Origin of the sequence: Streptomyces sp. CC224B (assembly GCF_030010595.1) — a bacterium.
GTDB classification, from domain to species: Bacteria; Actinomycetota; Actinomycetes; order Streptomycetales; family Streptomycetaceae; genus Streptomyces; species Streptomyces longispororuber.
The window spans coordinates 1-12943 of record NZ_JASCXL010000179.1 but is presented as its reverse complement, the minus strand read 5'-3'; the positions used below and the strand labels follow the sequence as shown (position 1 = coordinate 12943).

Here is a 12943-nt window from a genome sequence, read left to right as displayed (position 1 = left end):
CGCGGGGGGGGGGGGGCGCCCGCCCCCCCGCCCCGCGCCGCCGGGGGTGGGCGGGCGGCGGGGCCGCCCGCCCGCCCCCCCCCCCCCCCCCGGCCACGCCACGGTTCTGCTCCGCCCTCGCACGACGGCCTGCCCACCCCCTCCCACTTAGCAGAAGGGACCTGCCCCCTGACATGACGGTTGTGCAGATGCCGCACCGTGCGGCCGTTGCCGAGAAGACACGGGAACCCGCGCGGGCGCAGGCCGTGGAGGCGATGCTGGTCGCCGCCCGCAAGATGCACGTGGCGCTGTCCGCCCGGCAGGCCGCCACGCTCCTGATGGTCGCCGAGCAGAACCTGCCCCAACAGAACCTGCCTCCCCAGCAGGACCCGCAGCCCGAGGCCAGCGACCGAAGCGACTGGCCGCACGGCACCATCGCGGGCTACAAGCGGCACCGGCGCGCCCAGGAGCAGGCCTGCCCCGCCTGCCGGGAGGCGTGCCGCCGGCACTCCGCCCAGCGGCGCCGGCGGGAGTCGGGCCGCGTCCTGAAGCCCTGCGGCACCCTCGCCGCCTACCACCGCCACCTGCGCCAGTTCGAGGAACCGTGCCAGCCGTGCAAGGAGGCCAAGCGCGACTACCAGCGCGACTACAAGGCCCGCCGACGCAAGGCGCCCTGACCCGAGCGTCCACGCCAGACCCACCAGGAGGCCAACGCCATGAAGACCACACACCGCCTGTCCGTCACGACGGCAGCCCTGCGCTTCCCCTCCTGCTACGCCGTGCTCACCGCGGCACACGAGGGAGCCGACCACCTCGTACAGCGGGACTCCCACGCGGTGGCCAAGGGCCTGCCCGGCCCCGACGGCCGCCGTGCCTGTGCACGACACGTTGCCGAATACACCGCCGTGCAGGCAGCCGCCCTGCTCCTCGCCGACCGGGGCCTGGGCCTGCGGCTGAACTGGCGGTACGCGGCCGCCGGGCTCGCGCTGTCAGCGGGCACCCACTACCTCGCCGACCGCTCCGGCGGACGGTGGGGCGAGGACCCCAAGGAGATGCAGACCACCGGCATGGTGCGGCTGGCCCACCGGCTGGGCAAGGGCACCTGGATGCTCCGCGACCCGCAGGCCGGATACCGGTACGACCAGGCGTGGCACAAGGTGTGCATCGCGATCGCGGCCGCCTTCGCCGCAGCCGGAGGCCCGCGGTGAGCGCGGGCACGGAGCAGACCGCCATCGCGGTCCCGCGCGGTGGCCGGGCACCGCGCGGCATCGGGACGGTGCCCACCGATCGGTTACGGCACATGCTGCGCGACCACTTCATCAAGCCGGGGGAGGAATGGCCCGGCGCGGTGTTCCTGACCGAGGTGACGGCACCGGGCGGCTCCACGCGGCGCGCGGACGCGGTACACATCGGCACCTGGGCCTCGCGCGGCAGTGGCGAGATCGACGTCTGCGAGATTAAGACGCAGCGCTCCGACTGGCTCCGGGAAAAGCGCGATCCGGGCAAGGCCGAGGCATGGTGGCTGCACTGCACCCGCTTCTGGCTGGTCGTGCCGAACACGTCGGTCGCCAGGCCCGAGGAGCTCCCGCGCGGGTGGGGGATGCTGGTGCCCAAGCGCCGCGGGCGCAGGTTCCACACGGTGGTCGAGCCCGCGGTGCGGACACCACAGATCACCCCCGAACTGCTGGTGACGCTCCTGACCCGCACCGAGACGGTGCGCGTCACCGCGCTGCGCAGACAGCGGGAGGAGCTGGGCGACCAGTACCAGAAGCAGCTGCACAAACTCCGGCAGGAGGTCGGCGCCGCGCTCGACCCAGGCGTACAGGAGCGGCTGCGGCTGCTGGCCGCGCTCGAGGAGGCCCTCGGCGGGCGGCTGGTCCCCGGCACGTCCTGGGCAGATGCGGTGTCGACCAAGGAAGCCGCCGCTGCGCTGGCGGCCTTCGCGCGCCCCCACCTCCAGCAGGAGAGGGCCCGGCGCCGCGCGGCGTGCCTCATCGAGGAGATGGCCACGCACGAGGCCCGGCTGGCGGAGGCGCTGAAGATGCTCCGCGAAGGGCTCGGTGCCTTCGAAGCGCCGCAGCGTGCCGGCCTCGAACTTCCGGGCTGAGGGGGCCGGTTCTCCCTTCGGGGACCGGTCCCGTCCCTGTCCGCCCTCACGCCTACATGTTGCGTGTGTATTGGGTTTCGTCTAGTGTCTGTCTCGCAGGGCCCCTGCCCCCCGGGGGCCCTGCACCCCCGGGGTGCCGCGCCCCACTCCCCCCGGAGCGCGGCACCTTCCCGGCCTCTCCCGGAGGACCTCATGACGCTGGCCGCACTCCGCACCCAGGCCGCCCCCCGCGCCAAGCGCGTGAGGGACGTGTTCTTCGCGATGCTCTTCGCGACCGCCGGACTGATCGTGGCCCGTACCGCCGCGGGCATCGCCGCGGACACCGGCCTGGGCCTGGGATGGCAGCTCGGTCTCGGCGTCGTCGGCTACACCCTGGCGATCGCCCTCCTCGCCCGCCTGGGCAACACCGACCCGCTGACCACCCTCGCCGAGGCCACCGGATGCCTCGCCGCCCTGGTCTACAACCTCCTGCGGACGGCCGCGGCCCTGCTCGCCCTGCTCGGCGTCCTGTTCGCCGCCGTGGCCGGTGCCTTCGGGCACGCCGTCACCACCTGAACCGAAACGGAAATCCACACGATGCTGCGCTTCCTGCTGGGCCTGGGCCTTGGCTCCCTGGCCTCATACCTCACCTACGTCCTCACCACCGACGGCGCGCTCACCGCTGTGGTCGGGCTCGGCGTGGCCGTCCTGGTCTGGTTCGGCGCCTTCATCCTCGACGAGCTCCTGTGATCGCCGCGTGCTGGCTGTACCCGCTGGCCGTCCTCGAGCTGACCCCGCGCCTGGCCGCCCAGGTCCTGCGCGTCCTGACGAAGGAGAACCCGCCGCGATGACCCGCACCACCTTCCTGGACTGCGAGTTCGACCCGCGCAACAGCGCGCTGAGCGGACTGCTGTCCCTCGGCATCACCGATGACGTGGGCTTCGACTACTACGCGGTCAACGCTGACGCCGACCTCGAGGCGGTCCTGGACCACGCCTTCATCGCCGAGCTCGTCCTGCCGCACCTGCCGGTCACCGTGCACCGCACCCGTGCCGGTACCCCCATCACGATCAGCTTCGACGCCAGCCACCCGCACTACGTGCATGTGCGGCCCGCCAAGGAGATCGCCGCCGACCTGGACCGCTACTTCGCGGCTCGCGTCGCGCCGCGGCTCGTCTCCTACTACGGCGCCCAGGACGTCTGCCGCCTGCACTCCCTGTGGGACAACGACTGGTCGGTGATGCCGGTCCACATCCCGCGCTACTTCACCGAGCTGCAGGTCATCGCCGACGAACTCGGCGTGCGCGAACTGCCTGAACAACAGGGCACCGCCCACCACGCGCTCGCCGACGCCCACTACAACCGCGACACGTACCGCTTCCTGCGCACCCTGCAGCAGCAGAACGGCGTCGGTGCCGAGGACCTCGCCCGCCAGCTCCACGCCAACACCCTCATCAGCGACGCGGCCGCCCCGGACTGGGAGGCCCTCACCCCCAAGCAGCGCGCCGACTTCCGCCGCTCGGCCCAGTGCCTGCTCGCGCAGTACGACATCCGCTCCTGACCGGCACCGCCGTGGCCGCACCCCGGCCCAGCCGCTACCCGCTCCCGAGGAGGAGACATGCACACCCCGCCCCCGACATCCCCCACGCAGCCCGGCGCCGAGCTGTACGACGCGTTGCGCTGGTACGGACCCTCCGGTGTCCTGGTCACCGGCGACCGGGCCGCCCGCCACCTGCTGGCCGCCGCCGACCTGATGACGCGCGAGAACTGGGACCCGCAGCGCTGCCACCGCGACTCCGGCCGCCACCTGCACGACGCGCTGTACGTCACGGCGCACGACGGCGGCAACGGCGACGACGACACCCGCGCAGTCGCCGGACAGGTCCTAGAGGCCGTCCTGTGCATCTACACCGGCGCCCCCTGGGTCGACCACAGGGCCTGGTCCCGCCACCGCGACCGCACCCTCGGTGAGGTCCTCGCCGTCGCCCGTCTCGCCGCCGCCGTCGCCCGCATGATCGGCCCCGCGGCCCCGCCCCCTGCCGGAGACCGCCCCACGGCCCCGGAACACCCGAGCCTCCCCACGGCCCCGGAACGCCCGAGCCTCACCCCGTAACCATCTCCCCGCCCCCGGTGGCCACATGAGCCGCCCGCCCTCGCGCACCCCCCGCCCCGCCCGCCCTGACGCACGAAAGGAACGAGCCCGTGAACACGCGCAACAGGTGCCCGAAGCCGAACGTCTCGGCGTTCGCCACCGAACAGGCCGCCGAGTACGCGGCGAAACGCGTGCAGATCCCGGTCGGCAAGCTGCTCACCCCCTACCCGTGCGCGTGCGGATGGTGGCACCTGAGCGGCAGCCCCCGCACCGTGCAGCGACCGGCCGACCTCACCCCCCGGCCCGGCGACGGCCTCCTGCTCAAGGACGCGGCCCACGACCTCGTCGTCGAGGCCGCCCGCAAGGACGTGCGGGGCAACGGGACGCGCGCCGAGGCCCTGGCCCTGCGCCACCCGCACAACCTCACAGCATGGCGACGGGCGCTGAAGGACCTCTGGCTGGACGTGGAGCAGCAGCTCGCCACGCGGGCCAACGACACCAGTGAAGCGGCCCGGCTGTGGCGGGCCCGGGCACAGGTTTACCGCTCGGTCCTCGCCGAGCGCCGCCGCGAGGCACAGCAGCGTCTGCACCAAGCGGCCTGCCTGACGCCCGAACAGCGCTACCGGTGGCGATGCGCCGAGGACGCCGCGAGCAAGGGCCGGGCCCTCACCGAGCGGGCCGAGGCCGTCGAGCCGTTCGCCCCGCTGGCGGCCGCCGCATGATCAGGCCCGAGGCACTGGCCGCCGCCTTCGGCGGCGCACTCGTCGTCGGCTACGCGGCGGGCGCCGCCCACGTCCTGCAGCACACCGGGCACGCGCTCGACATGTGGGCCTGGAGGCACGGGGCCCGCCGCGTCACCCGGCGCCGCCGCGCGCGCTGGTGGCTGGCCCAGCTCTGGTTCGCCGCACGGATCGCGTACGACCTTCTGCGCACCCCCGCCGCCACGGCCCGCCACATCCGCGAGGCCCGCCAGCAGCGGCGGCATGCCCCCCGCCGGCCCGCGCCGCCGCTCATCGTCGTCGATCCCCGTGCGGCCAAGGACAGCCAGCCGGAAGAGGCGCAGCAGTGAACGCCGGATCCTCCGCGGCCCGCCGCGCCGCCGCCCTGGGAGCCGGACGCCGGCCCGGGCTGTGGACGCGGCTGCTGATCGCCCTGGGCATACGGGCGAAACCACCGACGCCACAGGCCGCGCTCCCGTGGCTGATGGGGGCAGAAGGCGAAGCGGCCACCCAGGACCTGATCGACGTCCTGGCCGGCGAGGGCTGGGCGGTCTTCCACGACCTGGGCCTGCCGCGCTCGCACAGCAACGTCGACCACCTCCTGGTGCCGCCCAGCGGAGAGGGCATCATCGTCCTGGACTCCAAGCGCTGGCGGGCCACCTGGCCGACCAGCGCCGTCGGCGGGCGCCTGTTCTGCGGCGACGAAGACCGGCACGACCAAGCCGAGAAGGCCGCGTTCCTCGCCCGCTTCGTCCGCGACGTCGTCGGCCCCGCCAACCTGCCGGTCCTGCCCGCCCTGGTCATCCACCGCTCACCGGTCGCCGCCGACGGCCACATCGAAGTGCTCGTCGACGGCTGGCCGCGCCCGCTGCACGTCTTTGGCCCGCAGGCCCTGCTGGCCCACCTGCGCCAGCGCGCGGGAACCCCCGACCCCCGCCGGGCCGCCCGCCTGGCCGCCCGCGTCACCCAGACCCTGCACCCCTACAGCGAAGGAGATCCACGATGGGCTGGTTGAACCCGGACCCCACCGAGGCCACCGATCACCTGCTGGCCCCGCTGCGCGAGGAGGGCTGGGCGATCCTGACCGACCGCACCCTGCCCCGCTCCCGCTTCTACATCCCCCACGTGCTCATCCCGCCCTGCGGCCGCGGCCTCGTGCTGCCGGTCTCCTACCGGTGGCCGAAGCGGAAGCTCACCGTCGCCGTCAGCGGCACGCTGCAGTGCGGCGGGCGCTCCAAGCAGCGCGTCGTCCGCGGGGCCGCCGACCTGGCCAAGCGGACCCAGACGGCTGTGTCCCGCCCCAGGCCGAAGTGGAAGAACCTCGGCACGGTGCCCGCGCTGGTCATCCACGGCTCGCCGCTCTTCCGGCACCGTGAGCGCGTCACGTGCCGGGGCTGGCCGAACCCGATCACGGTCCTGGCCCCCGAAGAGCTGCTGCCGGCGCTCCAGGAGATCCCCGGCAAGCCGGACCGCAAGCGGGCCCAAGCCCTCGCTGAGCGCGCGGCCACCCTGCTGCCCACAGCCTGAGTTCGAAACCTTCTTACGTCTCCGGTGGCTGCCAGGCTGTCGGCAGAATGAGCCCGGGTGGGAAGGGCGGTATCAGGCCAGGCGACGTTTCACCCTGCACGTTGGACATGTCGGCCACGCCGCCGCAGAACCTCGCCCTGCCGAGGTGGAGCGTGCTGCCGGAGAACGCTGCCCCGGTGAAGCTGACCGTGCCGACTGCGAACGTCGCCCCGGCGAAGCTGACCGCGCCGCGGGAGAACGCTGCCCGGTGGAAGTTGACCGTGGCGCCGGAGAACGCTGCCCGATGGAAGCTGACCGTGGCGCCGGAGAACGTCGCCCCGGCGAAGCTGACCTTGCCGCCGGAGAAGTTGGCCATGCGGAATCGGACTTTGCTGTCGGTGAACCTCGTCTTGTGGAATTGGACGCTGCTGCCGGAGAACGTCGACGAGTCGAAGGAGGTCGTGCCGCCGGAGAACATTGCTCCTGCGAAGTTGACCACGCCACCGGAAAACGTCGCCTCGGCGAAGTGGACCATGCCGCCGCAGAACGTCGCTCCTGCGAAATTGACCATCCCGCTGGAGAACACCGAGCCGGAGAAGTCTCCGCCGTCGAAGGTGACGTTGGTGAAGTCGAAGTCGTGACCCTGCCAGGAGTGCGCATGCTCAGCATCGAGGCGGAGGCGGTCCCGGATGACCCGGATGACGGTGTGGCGGACTTCCCGCAGGGACAGGTAGGCGTGCCGCGCCGCCGCGTCGTCTGCCGGCAGGTCGGCCTCGGCGGTGTAAGGCAGGCGCAGGTAGGCGCACAGGACATCGATGCAGGTCTGGCGCAGCTCGCGGGTGGGGGCGTCGTCGGCGAGGCCGGCCAGGGCGTGCACGCCGCCGAGACGCACGGCCGCGGAGTCGTCGCCGAGCTGGGAGACGGCGGTGGTGAAGCGTTCGGTGTGCAGGCGGGTGGCGTCCCGCAGGGCGCCGTCCTCGTCGAGCCGCTGGCGCCGGTAGGCGACGACCAGAGCGACCAGGGCACCGGCCCCGGCGACCACGCCGAAGGCCAGCTTCACCAGGTCGAAGAGCGTCTTGGAGTCGATACGGCGTTCCGTCTTGATGTCCCGGGCGCCCAGCAGATCCCACCCGGCGTAGAACACCGAGCTGGCCACGAGAAGCGCGGCGGCGAAGGCCAGGGCCAGGACGGGGCCGACCGGCCACAGGCGCAGGCCGCTCTCTTTCTTCCCACGGCGGGGTACAGGTGCTCTCACACCTCATCAGGACGGCCCGGAGCCCGCCGCCGGTTGCGGTCAGGCCCGACGTAGAGGGACTCGGCGCGCAGGGTGCGCAGCCGTGGCCAGGGCGTCCCGGTCGTCGGCGCCGGCGGAGGCGTGGATCGCGCCCAGGGCCGCGCCGCCGTAAACTCATATCGAACGGATGTGCGTATTGCGGTGAGGGAGGCACAGTGGCTGAGCGGCACGCCGACCCTGCCCTCGGCGCCCGGGTCCTGCACCTGCGGGTGCGGCCCGGCACGCCACCGGAGTCCAACCAGGCCCTGCTGGACCTGCTCTTCTCGGAGATCTCTCCCGTTGTCCAGGCCCTGCCGCCGGGTGCCGCGCTCATCGACGTGGCGGGCGCGCTGCGTTTCCACCGGCGCACCCCAGCCGAGCTCGCGTCCCTGATCCGGCTGCGCGCCATGGCGTGGTGCGACGCCGACGTGCACATCGGGGCGGCGCCGAACTGGGCGCTGGCCGCGACCGCCTCGGCCCGGCCTGGGCCCGGTGGCATCCGGGTCGTCACCGACGACCCCTTGGCGATCGCCGACTTCCTGTGGCCACTGCCCGTCGAGGACCTGCACGGCATCGGCCGGCAGCAGGCGACCACCCTGCGCAGCTACGGCATCTGCACCATCGGCGCGCTCGCCGGCCTGCCCGAGGCCACAGCCCAGCGCATCCTCGGCGGAGGGCCGGGACGGCTCCTGCGGGACCGGGCCTGGGGGCTGGACCCCAGGAGGGTCACGCCGACCGCGCTGCCGCGCTCGACGAGCGAGCGGCGCGACTTCGACTGCGACGTGCTGGACCCGGACGCCGTACGGACCGCGATCCTCGACGCCGCCTACATGGTCGCCTGCCGGCTGCGCGAGCGGAACCAGGCCGCGACGGGCCTGGAGCTGCAGCTCCGGTTCGCCGACCACTCCCAGCTCACCCGCTCGCGGCGGCTGCCCGCGCCGTCCGCGCACACCGAGGACCTACGGGATGTGGGATACGACCTTTTCGCCCGCCTGGGCCTGCAGCGGGCCCGGATCCGCGGCGTGAGCGTGCGCGCGACGGAGCTGGTGGACGCTGACAAGGTGGCCGAGCAGCTCACATTCGACCGGCGCACGCAGAACAGCCGCCGCGCCGAGAGCGCCGTGGACCAGGCCAACCGCCGCTTCGGCGCGGGAACGGTGCGCCCGGCGCGGCTGGCGGGCCCGCGCCGGGCGGCGTGAGGCGCGTGGGGTGCGGCTGCAGTGCGCACCGCGGGCCGCGTCGGCGCCTCACGGCTGGATGCCGGAGATGAGCTTTCAGCGGTACAGGGCCCGGTGGACACTCTGCCGCAGAGCGGTGTGGGTTTCGCGGGCCTGCTGGCCGATCCGGGCCACCGCCGCCTCGTCCACCGCGCCGGGGGCGGGCGCGGCGTCACCGAGCGCCACCGCCAGCTCGCGGGCCTTCTCCACGGCGGCCAGGAGCTGCTGGTCGTCGGTCGCCGTGTACAGGTCGTCGATCGCCGCGGTGAGGTCGCTGCGCCGGTCGTAGCGCAGGCGCCGGGACTCCTCGGTGTCACCGCGGCCCTCACGCCGGGCGTCGATCTTGTGGTACTGCTCGCCGCGAAGATAGACGTAGGCCTTCAGCACGGCACGGACCGCGGCCACGAACTCGGCACGCCGCCGCTCGGCATCCACCCGGCGAGCGGCGCGGGTGGCGGTCAGGTGCTGTAAGAGCCCGGCGGTCACGGCGCCGGCGAGCGTGCCGAGCACCGCGATCAGGGTGGCAGCCATGGCGGACCTCCGGAAGTGACGGGATCTGGGCATGCGCGAAGGGGCGGGGGCGAGCCGCCCTGCTCGCCGGCGGTGCCCGGCGGTCAGCCGCTTTCACGGCCCGGCTCGCCCCTGTCGGCTCCCTACTCGGCGAGGCAGTCCAAGGCGCGCTGCAGCAGGGGGCGGTGCGCGGCGTAGAGGGTCCGTCCGGCGGCGGTGATCGCAGCGTCGAGCTGGCCGAGGGAGCCGAACGGCCACCACGCGGCATCGAGGGCGTCGTCGTCCGCTACGGCGGTCACCGTGGCCGGCAGCAGGTAGAGCGCGCTGGTGGACGCCACCCAGGCATGATCCGAGTTGCGCCAGTCGTCCACGACGTCCCGGCCGAGGATGATCGGACGGTGACCGGAGAGGTCGACGCCAGTCTCTTCACGCAGCTCGCGGACCAGGGCGGCCGGTGCGGTCTCGCCCGGTTCGACCATGCCGCCGGGGATCGCCTCCACACGGATGTCGTCCCGGGTGATCAGCAGGACCCGCCGTTGCGGTCCGCGGCCCGCGACCACGATGGGGTCCGCAGCGGCGTTCTCGCCCCACCGGCCGAGGTTGCGGCCGGTGCGGCCGGTGCGGCCGTGGGGGTGCACGGGCCAGCCCCGCGCGTCCAGCTCGAACGGCACCAGTGCCTCGGCCTGCCGCCGGGGCCAGTCCTGTACGTCGGCCGGTGTGGGTGCTGCCTCGGCCCAGCCGGGCACGTGGTGGGCCAGCGCCGACGGCTGCAGCTCAGGCGGCGTGATGTCCACGGGTGTGTACTCGCTCATGAGGGATCCCTTCGTCACGCGCCGACGACCGGGCGGTCGATGTGCAGGTGGGTGACGAGGGCCGGGATGTCGCGGTCGTTGAGTGCGGAGGCGATGGCCTCGGCCATGGCGACACTGCGGTGCCGGCCGCCGCGGCAGCCCACCAGCACCCGCACGATCTTGAAGTGCGGGTCGGCCCAGCCGTGCAGGAGGGCCTCGACCTGGCCGAGGGTCTCCTCGAGCACCGTCACCGCGCCGCGGCTGCTCAGGACGTGGTGGCTCACCTCGGGCTCGAGGCCCGTGCGGTGACGCATCTGCGGGTCCGCAAAGGGGTCGCGGAGCTTCTGGGTCAGGTTCACCAGCAGGACGGTGCCGGAGGTGTCGGGGAATCCGTGCAGGAAGCCGAAGCTGGTGACCTCCACCTTGCGGCGGGCCGGGTCGAAGTTCGTCGTCATCTCTCCACCATTCCTAGCCCCGGGCGGGTGCGGCTGGGGGCTTCCCGTTTCGCGTTGGCGTCTGGTGCGCTCCCGAATCTAGGTGTAACCCAATACACGCGCAATAGTTTGAGGGGGGTGTGGCGCGTTCTGGCCCCCGGCCTGGCCGCCCTGGCACCTGTTCTCCCACGGCAGACGCCCACATCGCCCCCGTCGCTGGATGACGCGCGCCCATCCACGCCAACGTCACCACGCCGCCGAACGAACGGCGGCGGCCCCACCACCCAACTCACCCACCGGGAGTGCGCCTTGACCCGCCCGACCCTGCTGATCACCCCTCGCTACCTGGCGGGCCCCGACGCCGCCGCGGCCGCGGCCGTCGGCCGCCTGCTGTGCGCCGCCGGATGGCGCAAGCGCCCCGTCCAGGGCGGTACCGGCTACCGCACCGCCGACGGACGCCGGGAAGCGCTGTTCGCCCCCGAGGGCACCTGCCGGGGCGACTACGGCACCGCGTCCTCGTGGCGCTTCACCGCCCGCACCGAGCGGGGGGAGCCCGCCCGCTGGACCGCCGTCTTCTCGCCCGCCGTGCCGCCGGAACTGATCGCCGCCTTCGCCGCCGCCCTGGCCGACGACCCGGCCCGGCCCGGCCCGGACGGCCCGCACTACCTCCGGGCGCCCGTCGGCCCGCTGGAGGCCACCCGTGCCCTCGCCGAAGCCGGATGGATCCGCGACCTGGGAGCCGAACTCGAGTGGTACGCGCCGACCCTGCAGGCCGTCGTCGTCGGAGACCGCCTCCTTCCGGGCACCGCGGACACCAAGAACTGGCTGTTCGCCGCCCGCCGCGCCACCGACCTCACCGTCCTGTGGCACGCACTCGCCACCCCCGCCACCCCCGGCCACCTGATCGACGCCCTGTGCCGGGCGCTGGCCGACCCCGCCCCGGTCGCCCGCACGGTCCTGCCGGACCCTTGCGTCGGCCAGCTCGAGGTCACCCGCACCGCCTGATCGGCCAGGAGGGCCGCCCGCGCGGCGGCCCCCCAGGCCCGGCAGGGGCCGGCCGCACACCCCGGGCGAAGGGCCGGCGGGCGCCGGAGCCCCGTTCTCCCACGGCAGACACCGGAGGGCGGCACACCGCTGGATGTGCCGCCCGGACCCACGGGAATGTCTGGTCGCCCCGATGTTGCCGATCTTGAAAAGGGGGGACGGCCATGGCCGTCACCGCACCCACCGCCCGCCAGATACCCGAGGTCCGCGCCGAACTCGCCGACTGGGCCGCCAGCCCGTACCGCGACGGGATGGCCAACTGGCTCCACTGCATGATGTCCCGCCAGGCGCGCACCTCCTTCGACCACCTCCTGCCGCCCGGCATCTCGACCACGCGCGGCCTGGCCGCCCGCACCGCCGCCGGGCTGCGCGCCGCGGAGCTGTTCTTCGTCACCAGCGACATGACGGCCCTGGCCCACCACGCGGCGCAGAGCCTGGCCGACTACGAGATCCAACCCCACGACCTGCCCGCCCCGGTCGGCATGCTCGTCTTCGAGGACCCGCCGATGCGGTTCGAGGCGGCGGGCAACCAGCCCGTACGGCTGGTCACCTGGGGGCCCTGGCTCGGGCACCTGGCCATCGACTACTGGAGCGGCACCCGCGAATACCTCGACCAGGTCGACGCCGCCTTACCCGGCTACCTGGCGGGCACGGACCCGGCGGAGAACGAGACCTGGCTGCGGGCGAAGTTCGCGCACGTACGGCCCGGCGAGATGGCCGCCATCCACCCCGCCCACGGCTTCACCTACCTGCGCACCACGCTGATCGAGCCGGGCCCGGCGGACCTGAGCGGTACCGACCCCGGCGACGTGGCCCTCCTGCGGCTGATCCAGGCGACCTGGCTGCTGATGGGCCAGAGCATCGCCACGGGCGAGCGCATGAGCGCCGACCGCGCCTCCCGGCGCCGCATCCAGCGCATGGACCGGGACTACGGCACGGAGGTCCGCGTGATCCGGCTGCGCCGGGCCCGTACCGCCAGCGGCGCAACCCCCGACGAGACGCCCGGCACCCGCGAGTACCAGCACCGCTGGGTCGTACGCGGCCACTGGCGCAAGCAGCCCTACCCCTCGCTCGGCATCACCAGGCCGCTGTGGATCAGCCCGTACATCGCCGGGCCGGACGGGCTCCCCTTCATCGGCGGGGAGAAGGTCTTCGCGCTGGCCCGGTAACGGACATGACGTGGGCCCCGGGGCCCCCCGGGGGGGGGGGGGGGGCCTGGCCCCACCTGGAGGAGGGTGTTCAGCAGGCTCGTCCCGCACGGCCCTCTCCAGAAATGCTGGAACCCAGCAGAT

At 73.7% G+C, this 12943-nt stretch carries 18 protein-coding genes; 14 read left to right on the top strand and 4 right to left on the bottom strand.

The features are described 5' to 3' along the window. Nucleotides 1-188 precede the first annotated feature (188 nt). From QK440_RS39380 to QK440_RS39330, 11 genes are all read left to right on the top strand, one after another. Nucleotides 189-656, top strand: a complete 468-nt coding sequence (locus QK440_RS39380; protein ID WP_282798075.1) for a hypothetical protein — start codon at nucleotides 189-191, stop codon at nucleotides 654-656. A 39-nt stretch (nucleotides 657-695) separates the two neighbouring features. Then, the gene (locus QK440_RS39375; protein ID WP_282798074.1) at nucleotides 696-1187 is read left to right on the top strand and encodes a hypothetical protein; all 492 of its coding nucleotides are present in this window, start codon (nucleotides 696-698) and stop codon (nucleotides 1185-1187) included. Further along, nucleotides 1184-2086, top strand: a complete 903-nt coding sequence (locus QK440_RS39370) for a hypothetical protein (RefSeq protein ID WP_282798073.1) — start codon at nucleotides 1184-1186, stop codon at nucleotides 2084-2086. The genes QK440_RS39375 and QK440_RS39370 overlap by 4 nt, the downstream gene beginning before the upstream one ends. A gap of 192 nt (nucleotides 2087-2278) precedes the next feature. Continuing rightward, nucleotides 2279-2641 (top strand): hypothetical protein, encoded by a 363-nt coding sequence (locus QK440_RS39365; RefSeq protein ID WP_282798072.1) that lies wholly within the window; start codon nucleotides 2279-2281, stop codon nucleotides 2639-2641. A 21-nt stretch (nucleotides 2642-2662) separates the two neighbouring features. Continuing rightward, nucleotides 2663-2815: a hypothetical protein gene (locus tag QK440_RS39360; protein WP_282798071.1), complete on the top strand. Its 153-nt coding sequence runs from the start codon at nucleotides 2663-2665 to the stop codon at nucleotides 2813-2815. Between the two features lie 97 nt (nucleotides 2816-2912). Continuing rightward, nucleotides 2913-3626: a hypothetical protein gene (locus QK440_RS39355; protein ID WP_282798070.1), complete on the top strand. Its 714-nt coding sequence runs from the start codon at nucleotides 2913-2915 to the stop codon at nucleotides 3624-3626. Nucleotides 3627-3683: 57 nt separating this feature from the next. Further along, nucleotides 3684-4178 (top strand): hypothetical protein, encoded by a 495-nt coding sequence (locus tag QK440_RS39350; RefSeq protein WP_282798069.1) that lies wholly within the window; start codon nucleotides 3684-3686, stop codon nucleotides 4176-4178. Between the two features lie 89 nt (nucleotides 4179-4267). Next, nucleotides 4268-4879 (top strand): hypothetical protein, encoded by a 612-nt coding sequence (locus QK440_RS39345; protein WP_282798068.1) that lies wholly within the window; start codon nucleotides 4268-4270, stop codon nucleotides 4877-4879. Further along, the gene (locus tag QK440_RS39340; protein ID WP_282798067.1) at nucleotides 4876-5226 is read left to right on the top strand and encodes a hypothetical protein; all 351 of its coding nucleotides are present in this window, start codon (nucleotides 4876-4878) and stop codon (nucleotides 5224-5226) included. Before QK440_RS39345 ends, QK440_RS39340 begins: the two co-directional genes overlap by 4 nt. Continuing rightward, entirely contained in the window at nucleotides 5223-5891 is a 669-nt protein-coding gene (locus QK440_RS39335) for a nuclease-related domain-containing protein (protein WP_282798066.1), read from the top strand. Before QK440_RS39340 ends, QK440_RS39335 begins: the two co-directional genes overlap by 4 nt. After that, nucleotides 5879-6403: a hypothetical protein gene (locus QK440_RS39330; RefSeq protein WP_282798065.1), complete on the top strand. Its 525-nt coding sequence runs from the start codon at nucleotides 5879-5881 to the stop codon at nucleotides 6401-6403. The genes QK440_RS39335 and QK440_RS39330 overlap by 13 nt, the downstream gene beginning before the upstream one ends. A gap of 13 nt (nucleotides 6404-6416) precedes the next feature. Here QK440_RS39330 and QK440_RS39325 read toward each other — a convergent pair whose 3' ends face one another. After that, nucleotides 6417-7637 (bottom strand): pentapeptide repeat-containing protein, encoded by a 1221-nt coding sequence (locus QK440_RS39325; protein ID WP_282798064.1) that lies wholly within the window; start codon nucleotides 7635-7637, stop codon nucleotides 6417-6419. 194 nt (nucleotides 7638-7831) lie between these two features. Between QK440_RS39325 and QK440_RS39320 the strand changes: the two genes are divergently transcribed. Further along, the gene (locus QK440_RS39320) at nucleotides 7832-8854 is read left to right on the top strand and encodes a hypothetical protein (RefSeq protein WP_282798063.1); all 1023 of its coding nucleotides are present in this window, start codon (nucleotides 7832-7834) and stop codon (nucleotides 8852-8854) included. Nucleotides 8855-8929: 75 nt separating this feature from the next. Here the strand turns inward: QK440_RS39320 and QK440_RS39315 are convergent, their stop codons facing one another. The 3 genes from QK440_RS39315 to QK440_RS39305 form a co-directional block, all read right to left on the bottom strand. Continuing rightward, entirely contained in the window at nucleotides 8930-9403 is a 474-nt protein-coding gene (locus QK440_RS39315; protein ID WP_282798062.1) for a hypothetical protein, read from the bottom strand. 122 nt (nucleotides 9404-9525) lie between these two features. Further along, nucleotides 9526-10194, bottom strand: coding sequence for an NUDIX domain-containing protein (locus tag QK440_RS39310; RefSeq protein WP_282798061.1), 669 nt, complete (start codon nucleotides 10192-10194; stop codon nucleotides 9526-9528). Nucleotides 10195-10208: 14 nt separating this feature from the next. Next, nucleotides 10209-10628: an RNase adapter RapZ gene (locus QK440_RS39305; RefSeq protein ID WP_282798060.1), complete on the bottom strand. Its 420-nt coding sequence runs from the start codon at nucleotides 10626-10628 to the stop codon at nucleotides 10209-10211. Nucleotides 10629-10916: 288 nt separating this feature from the next. Here QK440_RS39305 and QK440_RS39300 point away from each other — a divergent pair, with 288 nt between their 5' ends. Both QK440_RS39300 and QK440_RS39295 read left to right on the top strand, forming a co-directional pair. Continuing rightward, the gene (locus QK440_RS39300) at nucleotides 10917-11612 is read left to right on the top strand and encodes a DUF317 domain-containing protein (RefSeq protein ID WP_282798059.1); all 696 of its coding nucleotides are present in this window, start codon (nucleotides 10917-10919) and stop codon (nucleotides 11610-11612) included. Between the two features lie 203 nt (nucleotides 11613-11815). Then, nucleotides 11816-12820, top strand: a complete 1005-nt coding sequence (locus QK440_RS39295; RefSeq protein ID WP_282798058.1) for a hypothetical protein — start codon at nucleotides 11816-11818, stop codon at nucleotides 12818-12820. Nucleotides 12821-12943: the final 123 nt, after the last annotated feature.

Coding starts and splice junctions, on each gene's coding strand:
- QK440_RS39295 (WP_282798058.1), top strand. CDS start 11,816: ATGGCCGTCACCGCACCCACCGCCCGCCAGATACCCGAGGTCCGCGCC.
- QK440_RS39375 (WP_282798074.1), top strand. CDS start 696: ATGAAGACCACACACCGCCTGTCCGTCACGACGGCAGCCCTGCGCTTC.
- QK440_RS39315 (WP_282798062.1), bottom strand. CDS start 9,403: ATGGCTGCCACCCTGATCGCGGTGCTCGGCACGCTCGCCGGCGCCGTG.
- QK440_RS39365 (WP_282798072.1), top strand. CDS start 2,279: ATGACGCTGGCCGCACTCCGCACCCAGGCCGCCCCCCGCGCCAAGCGC.
- QK440_RS39355 (WP_282798070.1), top strand. CDS start 2,913: ATGACCCGCACCACCTTCCTGGACTGCGAGTTCGACCCGCGCAACAGC.
- QK440_RS39360 (WP_282798071.1), top strand. CDS start 2,663: ATGCTGCGCTTCCTGCTGGGCCTGGGCCTTGGCTCCCTGGCCTCATAC.
- QK440_RS39305 (WP_282798060.1), bottom strand. CDS start 10,628: ATGACGACGAACTTCGACCCGGCCCGCCGCAAGGTGGAGGTCACCAGC.
- QK440_RS39330 (WP_282798065.1), top strand. CDS start 5,879: ATGGGCTGGTTGAACCCGGACCCCACCGAGGCCACCGATCACCTGCTG.
- QK440_RS39340 (WP_282798067.1), top strand. CDS start 4,876: ATGATCAGGCCCGAGGCACTGGCCGCCGCCTTCGGCGGCGCACTCGTC.
- QK440_RS39380 (WP_282798075.1), top strand. CDS start 189: ATGCCGCACCGTGCGGCCGTTGCCGAGAAGACACGGGAACCCGCGCGG.
- QK440_RS39350 (WP_282798069.1), top strand. CDS start 3,684: ATGCACACCCCGCCCCCGACATCCCCCACGCAGCCCGGCGCCGAGCTG.
- QK440_RS39310 (WP_282798061.1), bottom strand. CDS start 10,194: ATGAGCGAGTACACACCCGTGGACATCACGCCGCCTGAGCTGCAGCCG.